The 9,732-nt window shown below is 63.4% G+C and carries 8 protein-coding genes and 1 pseudogene; all 9 read left to right on the top strand.

Annotated elements, in window-relative coordinates; all coding sequences use genetic code 11:
- Window positions 1-253: 253 nt before the first annotated feature.
- Window positions 254-1,669 (top strand): tRNA (N6-isopentenyl adenosine(37)-C2)-methylthiotransferase MiaB, encoded by a 1,416-nt coding sequence (gene miaB / locus RDM88_RS09510; protein ID WP_308754610.1) that lies wholly within the window; start codon window positions 254-256, stop codon window positions 1,667-1,669.
- Between the two features lie 110 nt (window positions 1,670-1,779).
- A complete protein-coding gene (locus RDM88_RS09515) occupies window positions 1,780-2,172 on the top strand; it encodes a YlbF family regulator (RefSeq protein ID WP_308754611.1) in 393 nt (130 codons plus the stop codon).
- A 47-nt stretch (window positions 2,173-2,219) separates the two neighbouring features.
- The gene (mutS, locus tag RDM88_RS09520) at window positions 2,220-4,823 is read left to right on the top strand and encodes a DNA mismatch repair protein MutS (RefSeq protein ID WP_308754617.1); all 2,604 of its coding nucleotides are present in this window, start codon (window positions 2,220-2,222) and stop codon (window positions 4,821-4,823) included.
- A gap of 20 nt (window positions 4,824-4,843) precedes the next feature.
- On the top strand, window positions 4,844-6,061 hold the full coding sequence (gene mutL, locus RDM88_RS09525) for a DNA mismatch repair endonuclease MutL (protein ID WP_308754612.1): 1,218 nt from the start codon (window positions 4,844-4,846) through the stop codon (window positions 6,059-6,061).
- Window positions 6,058-6,723, top strand: coding sequence for a hypothetical protein (locus RDM88_RS09530; protein WP_308754613.1), 666 nt, complete (start codon window positions 6,058-6,060; stop codon window positions 6,721-6,723). Before mutL ends, RDM88_RS09530 begins: the two co-directional genes overlap by 4 nt.
- Window position 6,724: 1 nt before the next feature.
- A pseudogene (gene miaA, locus RDM88_RS09535) lies at window positions 6,725-7,655 on the top strand (tRNA (adenosine(37)-N6)-dimethylallyltransferase MiaA).
- Window positions 7,656-7,741: 86 nt separating this feature from the next.
- Entirely contained in the window at window positions 7,742-7,987 is a 246-nt protein-coding gene (gene hfq / locus RDM88_RS09540) for an RNA chaperone Hfq (protein WP_308754614.1), read from the top strand.
- 21 nt (window positions 7,988-8,008) lie between these two features.
- Window positions 8,009-9,235, top strand: coding sequence for an HlyD family efflux transporter periplasmic adaptor subunit (locus RDM88_RS09545; protein WP_308754615.1), 1,227 nt, complete (start codon window positions 8,009-8,011; stop codon window positions 9,233-9,235).
- On the top strand, window positions 9,216-9,732 hold a 517-nt coding region (locus tag RDM88_RS09550; RefSeq protein WP_308754616.1), incomplete at its 3' end, for a YggS family pyridoxal phosphate-dependent enzyme. The genes RDM88_RS09545 and RDM88_RS09550, both read left to right, overlap by 20 nt.

Genomic DNA, 9,732 nt, shown 5'->3' on the forward strand with positions numbered 1-9,732 from the left:
CCTGTCCGCCCGCCTCGCGGGGCTCAAAATGAGCCTCTTCGGCGAGGGGTATAAGGTCTGCTTCGTGCCGTCGGAGGAGGACCTCGCCAAGGCGAAGGAACTCGGGAAAGCGTTCGGCGAGACGCTATAACATCCGCGGGAAGAGAGGAGGGATTCCACGGAATCCCTCCTCTCCTTTTTCCTTCCCTTGAAAAAAGCCGTCGAAAATGGTATGATAATACGGTATGCAAATTGATTTCGGGGAGGACGCGTTTTGGCAACGGAACAGGCGGCGGCATCGTCCGCACAGATCGCGCGGCAGCAGGAGTACGCCCGCCGGGTGCGGGAGCTTCTGGCGCGGCGCTACGGCCATCCCCCGGCGGCGTTCGTCCACTCGTTCGGCTGCCAGCAGAACCAGTCGGACGGGGAAAAGCTCTCGGGGATGCTCGCGGAGATGGGCTATGGCTTCACCGATTCCCCCGGCGATGCGGACTTGGTCATCTACAACACCTGTGCGGTCCGGGAGAACGCCGAGGACCGGGTGTTCGGCAACGTGGGCGCCCTCAAAAAGGTCAAGCGCACCCGCCCGGGCATGCTGATCGGACTCTGCGGCTGCATGATGCAGCAGCAGGCGGTCGCGGACCGGATTCAGAAGAGCTACCCCTATGTCGACCTCGTGTTCGGCACCCACGCGCTGCACACGCTGCCCGAGCTGCTCTTCCGGCGGCTTTCGGGGGAGCGGCGGCAGTTTTCGGTGGAGCAGGGAGACGGGGAGATCATCGAGGGTCTTCCGCTGCGCAGGGACGGCGCCATCAAGGCGAACCTGCCGGTCATGTACGGGTGCGACAACTTCTGCACCTACTGCATCGTGCCCTATGTGCGCGGCCGCGAGCGCAGCAGGAATCCGGAGGACGTGCTGCGGGAGGCCCGGGAGATCGCCGCCTCCGGTTACCGGGAGATCACCCTGCTCGGCCAAAACGTCAACTCCTACGGCAAGGGGCTCTCCGAGCCGGTCGATTTCTCCGGCCTGCTTAGCCGCGTCGACGCGGTGGAGGGGGATTTCTGGCTGAGGTTCATGACGAGCCACCCGAAGGACTGCACGAAAAAGCTGATCGATACGATCGCGTCGAGCAAAAAGGTCTGCCGCCACATCCACCTGCCGGTGCAGAGCGGCAGCGACCGTGTACTCGCGGCGATGAACCGCCGCTATACGGCGGCGCACTACCTGGAACTCATCGACTACGCGCGCGGGGCGATCCCCGGCGTGACCTTTTCGAGCGACATCATCGTCGGCTTTCCCGGCGAGACGCGGGAGGACTTTGAGGAGACCCTCGCGCTGGTGAAGCGGGTGCGTTACAACACCCTCTACACCTTTCTCTTTTCCCCCCGCGCGGGGACGAAGGCCGCCTCGATGGACGACCCGGTCCCGGCGGAGGAAAAATCCCGGTGGTTCCGCGAGCTGCTCGACGCGGAGAGCGAAATCCGCGGGGAGCTTCAGGCCGGGATGGTCGGCCGGACGGTGCGGGTGCTCGCCGAGGGGGAGGGCCGCTCCGGCGGGGGCTGGCTTACCGGGCGCACCGAGAGCAATGATATCGTCGAATTCACCGGCCCGCGCGAGGCGGTCGGCCGGTTCGTGGACGTCAGGATCGAGCGCGCGCTCAACTGGGCGCTCTTCGGGCGGCTGGCATGACCGGCGGGAGACCGGGAAAGATCGATGCGGCCAGCCGTTCGCATCACAGAAACACGCACAAATCAAATATCAAATAGAAAGCAGAGGAAAAAACAATGGAAGTTATTGCAATGGCACGCCAGCTCGGAAAGGCGATTCAGCAGGACGAGCGTTATCTCCGCCTCATGGTGGCGCAGCAGATGAACGATTCGGACGAGGAACTCCAGTCGCTCATCGGCAAATTCAACCTCAAGCGGATCGACCTCAACGGCGAGATCAACAAGAGCGAAAAGGACCAGGAGAAGATCACTGCGATCAACGACGAGATCAAGGCGCTCTACGCGCAGATCATGGCGAACAAGAACATGAGCGCCTACAACGACGCCAAAAACGAGGTCGACGGCCTGGTCGATTTCGTCATGCAGATCCTGCGCGGAAGCCTTGACGGCGAGGACCCCGACCAGATCGAGCAGAAGAGCGGCGGATGCTCGGGCAGCTGCTCCTCCTGCTCCGGATGCCACTGAACCACTGACAAAATAACCTCCGGAGGTCGGCGTGGATGAACGTTGATATGCAGAAGCTCTCCCCGATGATGCAGCAGTATTTCGCCGTGAAGGAACAGCACAAGGACCACATCCTGTTCTTCCGGCTCGGCGATTTCTACGAGATGTTTTACGACGATGCGATCCTCGCGTCGAAGGAGCTCGAGCTCACCCTGACGGGGCGGGACTGCGGGCAGGAGGAGCGCGCCCCGATGTGCGGCGTGCCCTACCACGCGTGCGACGCGTACATCTCCCGGCTCATCAGGAAGGGCTACAAGGTGGCCATCTGCGAGCAGATGGAAAATCCCGCCGACGCCAAGGGCGTCGTCAAGCGCAGCGTCATCCGCGTCGTCACGCCCGGGACCCTCATTGAAAGCAACATGCTTGCGGAGGACACGAATAATTTCATCGCCTGCATCCTCTGCGACGCGGGCGGCTGGGGGCTGGCCTGCGCCGATATTTCGACCGGCCAGCTCTTTGTTTCCCAGTTTGAAGCGGGGGCGCAGGGCGAACTAATCAACGAGCTCGGGCGGTACAGCCCGAGCGAAATCATCTTTAACGACGGGCTGCTCGACAAGAAGGAGGTCACCTCCTTCATCCGCGAGAAGCTCCGCTGCGTCGCCGACCTGTGCGACTCGGAACGGTTCGAGCCGCGGGAGGCCGCGGCTCTCATTGAAAGGCACTTTTCCAAAGAGCCGAAGGAGCTGGGGCTGGAGGGGAAGGAGAGCGCGGTCCGCGCGCTTGGCGCGCTGCTCTCCTATCTCTACGAGACCCAGCAGAAGGGGCTCGAACGGATTACCGACGTCGGCTATGTGAACCCCGAGCAGTATATGGTGCTCGACCTGACGGCGCGGCGCAATCTCGAGCTGACCCAGACGATGCGCACGGGCGAAAAGCGCGGGACGCTGCTCTGGGTGCTGGACAAGACCAAAACCGCGATGGGCAAGCGTCTGCTGCGCAGCTACCTCGACAAGCCCCTGGTGAACCCCGCCGCCATCAACAAGCGCCTCAACGCGGTGGAGGAGCTTGTGAACGACACGATCCTGCGCTGTGACATCGCGGACGCTCTCTCCGGCATCTTTGACCTCGAGCGGCTGATGACCCGCGTCATCTATGGAAACGCCACGCCGCGCGAGTTTAAATCCCTCGAATTCACCTGCCGGGCGCTGCCCGGCCTGCGGGAACGGCTCGCCGGCTGCGCGAGCGCCTACCTGAAGGAGGTCCACGACCGGATCGATCCGCTCGAGGACGTCTGCGGGCTCATCGCCCGCGCGATTGTCGACGAGCCGCCCATCGCGCTCAAGGACGGCGGCGTCATCAAGGAGGGCTTCGACGCGGAGCTGGACGGCCTGCGCTCCCTTGTGCACAACACCAAGCAGGTGCTTGTGGAGATCGAGTCGCGGGAGAAGGAGCGCACCGGCATCAAAAACCTCAAAATCGGCTACAACCGGGTGTTCGGCTATTACATAGAGGTCACAAAATCCAACCTGTCGATGGTGCCCGGCGACTATATCCGCAAGCAGACGCTTGCGAACGGCGAGCGGTACATCACCCAAGAGCTCAAGGAGCTCGAGGAGAAAATCCTCACCGCGGGGGAGCGGATCACCTATCTGGAGGCAAAGCTCTTCGACGAGGTGCGCGAGGCCGTTTCTGCCGAGCTGCACCGGGTCCAGGCCACCGCCTCGGCGGTGGCGCGGCTTGACGTCTACTGCGCGCTGGCCGCGGTCGCGCAGGAGAACGGCTACTGCCGCCCCGACGTCAATTTCTCCGATGAAATCTGCATCCGCGAGGGGCGGCACCCGGTCGTCGAACAGCTCATGAACGGCGCGCCCTTCGTCGCCAACGACACGGTGCTCAACAATTCCGACAAGCAGATCGCGATCATCACCGGCCCCAATATGGCCGGGAAATCGACCTACATGCGCCAGACCGCGCTCATTGTGCTGATGGCGCAGATGGGCTCCTTCGTGCCCGCCGCGTCGGCGTCGATCGGCGTGGTGGACGGCGTCTACACGCGTGTGGGCGCGTCCGACGACCTCTCGTCCGGGCAGTCGACCTTTATGGTCGAAATGACCGAGGTCGCGCAGATCATGAAGGAGGCCACCCCCAAGAGCCTGCTCATTTTGGATGAGATCGGCCGGGGAACTTCGACATTTGACGGCATGAGCATCGCGCGCGCCGTGATAGAATATATTGCGGACAAGCGCCATGTTGGGGCCAAGACCCTCTTCGCCACCCACTACCACGAGCTGACCGAGCTCGAGTCTGAGCTGCCCGGTGTCAAAAACTACAACATCGCCTGTAAAAAGCGGGGGGACGAGCTTACCTTCCTGCGCAGGATCGTTCCGGGCGGCGCGGACGACAGCTACGGCATCGAGGTCAGCAAGCTCGCCGGGGTGCCCGACTGGATCATCAGGCGCGCCCGGCAGGTGCTCGGCCAGCTCGAGGAGGGGAAGGAAGTTTCTCCCGCGAAGAAAAAGCGCGCCGAGGCCGTGGAAGGGCCGCAGATCTCCTTCGAGGCGGTGATTCCCTCGGAGGTCGAGGCGGCGCTCAAACAGGTGGACGTCAACACGCTGACGCCGATCGAGGCGCTCAACAAGCTCTATGAGCTGAAATCGCTGCTCAAGTATTAGGACGAAAGGGGGGACGCGGAGTGGCAAGGATCAACGTGCTGGATAAGCAGGTCGCTGAACTGATCGCGGCGGGCGAGGTGGTGGAGCGCCCCGCGTCGATCGTCAAGGAGCTGGTGGAAAACGCCGTCGACGCGGGGGCGACCAAGGTCACCGTCGAAATCCAGGGCGGCGGCATCCGGTATATCCGCGTAACCGACAACGGTACGGGCATTGCGCGGGAGGATGTGGAGAACGCCTTTTTGCGCCATGCGACGAGCAAGGTGAAAACCGAGGAGGACCTCGCCCGCATCATGACGATGGGATTCCGCGGCGAAGCGCTCGCCTCGATCGCGGCGATGTGCCGGGTCGAGCTGCTCACCCGCACGGCGGACGAGGTTGCCGGGACGCGCTATACGATCTCCGGCGGCGAGCCGGGGGAAGTTTCAGACGCGGGCTGCCCGACCGGCACGACGATCACCGTGCGGGACGTCTTCTTCAACACCCCCGCGCGGATGAAGTTCCTCAAAAAGGACGTCTCAGAGGGAAACAGCGTCGCGGCCGCCGTCGAAAAGGCGGCGCTCGGCAATCCCGGCGTGGCCTTCAAGTTCCTGCGCGACGGCGTGGCCCGCCTGCAGACGCCGGGGGACGGGCAGGTGCTCTCGGCGGTGCGGTGTGTGCTCGGCCGGGAGTTTTCCGAAAACGCGGTGCCCGTCCGCTACGAGGCGAACGGCCTCGTTCTCGACGGGGTGATCAGCAAGCCCTCCTTTGCGCGCGGCTCGCGCGGGCTCCAGAATTTTTTCATCAACACCCGCTTCGTGCGTTCCAAGACCTGCATGGCCGCGCTCGAGGAGAGTTACCGCAACGCCCTGATGACCGGGCGTTATCCCTCCTGCGTGCTGAACCTTACGATTCCGCCCCACGCGGTCGACGTGAACGTGCACCCCGCAAAGATCGAGGTGCGCTTTGCAAACGAAAAGAGCATCTTCGACCTCGTCTATTACGGCTGCAAGACGGCGCTCGGCGCGAACAGGCTCGCGCCCGATATCAAGGCGGAGGATGTAAAGTATAATCCCTTTTCGGCGAATTTGGACAAAGCTGTGCCGGTGCAGCAGCGGCTGAGCGTCGGCGAATACAGGGAGCTGCTCGAAAAGCAGCTCAAGGCGGAACGGGCCCCTTCGGTGCTCGAATACGCGACTGTGACGCGCCGCTTGCGGTCGAGAGTCCGCCGCCGGCGCTCACCTTCCACGCCGAGCCGGTGACCTTCTATTTCGACAAGGAGCCGGCGCCGGATGCGGCGGGACCCTCCCACCCGGATATTCCGGAGGAACCCGCCGCGCCGTCCGACCCCTACGAGAACGCGCGGGTGATCGGGGAGCTGTTCGGTACCTATGTGCTGCTCGAGCGCGGGGACGAGCTGGTGCTCGTAGATAAGCACGCCGCGCACGAGCGCCTGCTCTTCAACCGGATTGTGGCGGGCGGGGTCGGGGAGGACCGGCAGATGCTGCTTTCGCCCGTCTCGGTGAAGCTCTCCCCCGAGGAGCACGCGGCGGTGCTCGAAAACGCCGCGCTGCTGGAGCGCGCGGGAATTCCCGTAGAGGACTTCGGGGACGGCTTCGTGCTGGTGCGGGAGGTCGCGCCGGTCCTGGCGGACGCGGATATCGCGGGGATCGTCTCCGAATGCGCGGACAAGCTGCTGCGCGGGGGCGGAAAGCTGCTGCCGCGCCAGCTCGAGGACTTCTACCACACGGTCGCCTGCCGCGCGGCGATCAAGGCGCACGACAAAACCCCCGCGCCGAGCCTCGCCGAGCTTATCGAGATGCTCCGGCAGGACGGCGACGCGGACCACTGCCCGCACGGACGGCCGGTGTCCGTCCGCATGCGACGGCATGAGATCGAAAAGAAATTTGGCAGGCTGGGCTGATATGGACAGACAGGATACGAAACGCCCGCTCGTCGTGGTGGCGGGCCCGACCGCCTCGGGCAAGACGGCGCTGGCCGTCGAGCTGGCGCTCCGGTTCGGCGGGGAGGTGGTCTCCGCCGATTCGATGCAGGTCTACCGCGGCATGGACATCGCGACCGCCAAACCGGACGAAGCCGAGATGCGGGGGGTCCCGCACCACCTGATCGACTTCATCGAACCGGACGACGCGGCCTTCTCGGTGGCGGATTACACGCGGCTCGCGCACGCGGGGGAGGCTGCCGATACTCGCGGGGGGGACCGGGCTCTATATCGGCGCGGTCGTCGACAACCTCGACTACGGGGACATCCCCGCCTCGCCGGAGGTGCGGGAGGAGCTGAAAGCACAGGCGCGGGAGCGCGGCGCCGGGGCGATGCTCGAAGAGCTGCGCGGGGTGGACCCCGCGCTCGCGGAAAAGCTGCACCCCAATAACCTCGGCCGGGTGCTGCGCGCGCTGGAGGTCTACCGGGTGACGGGGATTCCGATGAGCGAGCACCAGCGGCGTTCCCGGCTCGCGCCCGCACGCTATGAGCCCTGCATGCTCGGAATCTGTTATCGCGACCGTGAAAAGCTCTACGGGCGGATCGACCGACGGGTGGACCTCATGATGGAGCGCGGCCTGCTCGACGAGGCGCGGGAGATCAGCCGCCGGTATGGCGGGACGGCGCGTCAGGCGATCGGCTACAAGGAGCTGCAGCCCTATTTGGAGGGGCTGGCGCCGCTTGAGGAGTGCGTGGCGCGGCTCAAGCAGGCCACCCGCAACTATGCGAAGCGGCAGCTCACCTGGTTCCGGCGGGACGGGCGCATCCAGTGGCTCTGTGCGGACGAGTTTTCCTCCCCCGCGGAGCTGGCACAAAAGGCGGCGGAACTGGTTCACAACAGCAAAATTATGTGATATAATATTGAGAAGGCAACACGCCGATACAGAAAGAGAAAACGGACACAACACTGATTTTGTTGCTCTGCAACAGGGGAGGTACCATGAAACAGCTGAATTTACAGGATGTTTTCCTCAACCAGGCCCGCCGCGAGAAGATCACTGTGACGATCTACCTGACCAACGGCTTTCAGTTCAAGGGGGTCGTGCGCGGCTTCGACTCCTTCACCGTCATCCTCGACTGCGAGGGGCGGCAGAACCTGGTCTACAAGCATGCGATTTCCACGATCATTCCCTCCAAGACGATCAGCATCCTGGAGTCGGTCGAGGGCGACAAAGAGAACGATTAGGAATCAGGCGGAACACCGGATATGAAAAATACGTTGACCCAAAGGCTCGTGATGGGGCTGCTTGCGCTTTTTCTGCTCAGCTATGTCGGCTATCAGGCGTGGCGGTATTTCACCTCCCAGTATAAGACCGAGACGGTGTATGCCTACACGGTCGCGGAAACCGCCGGGATCACGGGCATCGCCCTGCGCGAGGAACAGCTGCTCGACGACTGGATCGGCAAGGGCGTGGCGGCCTACCTGACGAGCGACGGCACCAAAGTCTCCAACGGCACCGCAATCGCCGAAGTCTACCGGAGCGAGAAGGACGCGGAAAACGTGCGGATGGTGCGGGAACTCTCCCACCAGCGGGAACAGCTTGAAAAGGCGCAGGACCCCGGCACCACCTCCTACGCGCACACAGACGTGCTCAACCGGCAGATTTTCAGCGAGCTGGGCGGCATCATCCGCCAGGTGGACGGCAACAGCTTTTCTCAAATTTCCAGCGGGGCGGACAACCTGCTCCTGCTGCTCAACACCAAGCAGGTCGCGACAGGGAAGCAGAGTGGCTTTTCCGGCGAGATCGAACGGCTCGAATCGGAGGAGCGGTACTACTCCTCCCAGGTCAAGGAGGAGCCCGAGAGGATTACGGCCCCGCGTCCGGGGTATTTCATCCGGACGATCGACGGGCTCGAGGGAAAGGCGGATTTGGAAAACCTTGACGAGCTGCTTCCGGACGACCTGGCCCGCCTGATGAATACGCCGGTCAAGACGAATTCCACGCGGGTGGGAAAGCTGATGCTCGGTCACAACTGGTACTTTGCCGCTGCCGTCCCGGAGGAGGAGGTCTCCAAATACCGGGAGGGCGCGCTCGTCACCCTTGATTTCCACCTCAGCGGGACAAGCCCGGTGGAGGCGGTGGTGTGGAACGTCAACAAGGACCAGGAGAAGGGCGGCGCGGTCGTCGTCTTCCGCAGCGATTATATCAACGAGGCGCTCGTCAACCTGCGCACCGCGCAGGCGGACGTCAAATTCAAATCCATCTCCGGGCTGCGGGTGAGCAGCTCGGCCATCCGTTTTGAGGGCATCCAGAAGGGCGTTTACATCATCCGGGGCGAAAAGCTCGCCTTCCGCCCGGTGGATGTGCTCTATGAGGGAGCGGGATTCGTGGTCTGCCGGGAAGCCAACCCCGAGGCCGAGCCCGACTGCCTCCAGCAATATGACGACGTGGTCATCGAGGGGGCGCAGCTTTATGACGGAAAACCGGCCTGACGGAGGGACCGTCGCGGCGACGGTCAGGGATATTACCGAGCGTATAGCCGAGACCTGCGTGAAATGCGGCAGGGACCCGGCGGATGTGCGGCTGATGGCGGTGACCAAGACGGTCGAGGCCGCGCTGGTCAACGAAGCGATCGGCGCGGGGGTGCGGCTGCTCGGCGAAAACCGCGCGCAGGAGCTGCTCTCCAAATATGACGATTACCACAGGGACGGGGTGGAGATTCACTTCATCGGGCACCTGCAGACCAACAAGGTGCGGCAGATCGCGGACAAGGTGACGATGATCCAGTCGCTCGACAGCCTCCCGCTCGCACGGGAGATTCAAAAGCAGTGCGCCAAGCTCGGGAAAAAGATGGACTGTCTTGTGGAAGTAAATATTGGAAGCGAGCTGACAAAATCCGGCGTGTCACCCGAGGCGCTTCCGGAATTTTTGGAAGAGGTTTCCTCGATTGGCGGGATTTGTGTGCGGGGGCTGATGTCGATCCCGCCGG

Origin of the sequence: uncultured Anaerotruncus sp., assembly GCF_902490045.1 — a bacterium.
In the GTDB taxonomy this organism is placed as follows: Bacteria; Bacillota; Clostridia; order Oscillospirales; family Ruminococcaceae; genus Anaerotruncus.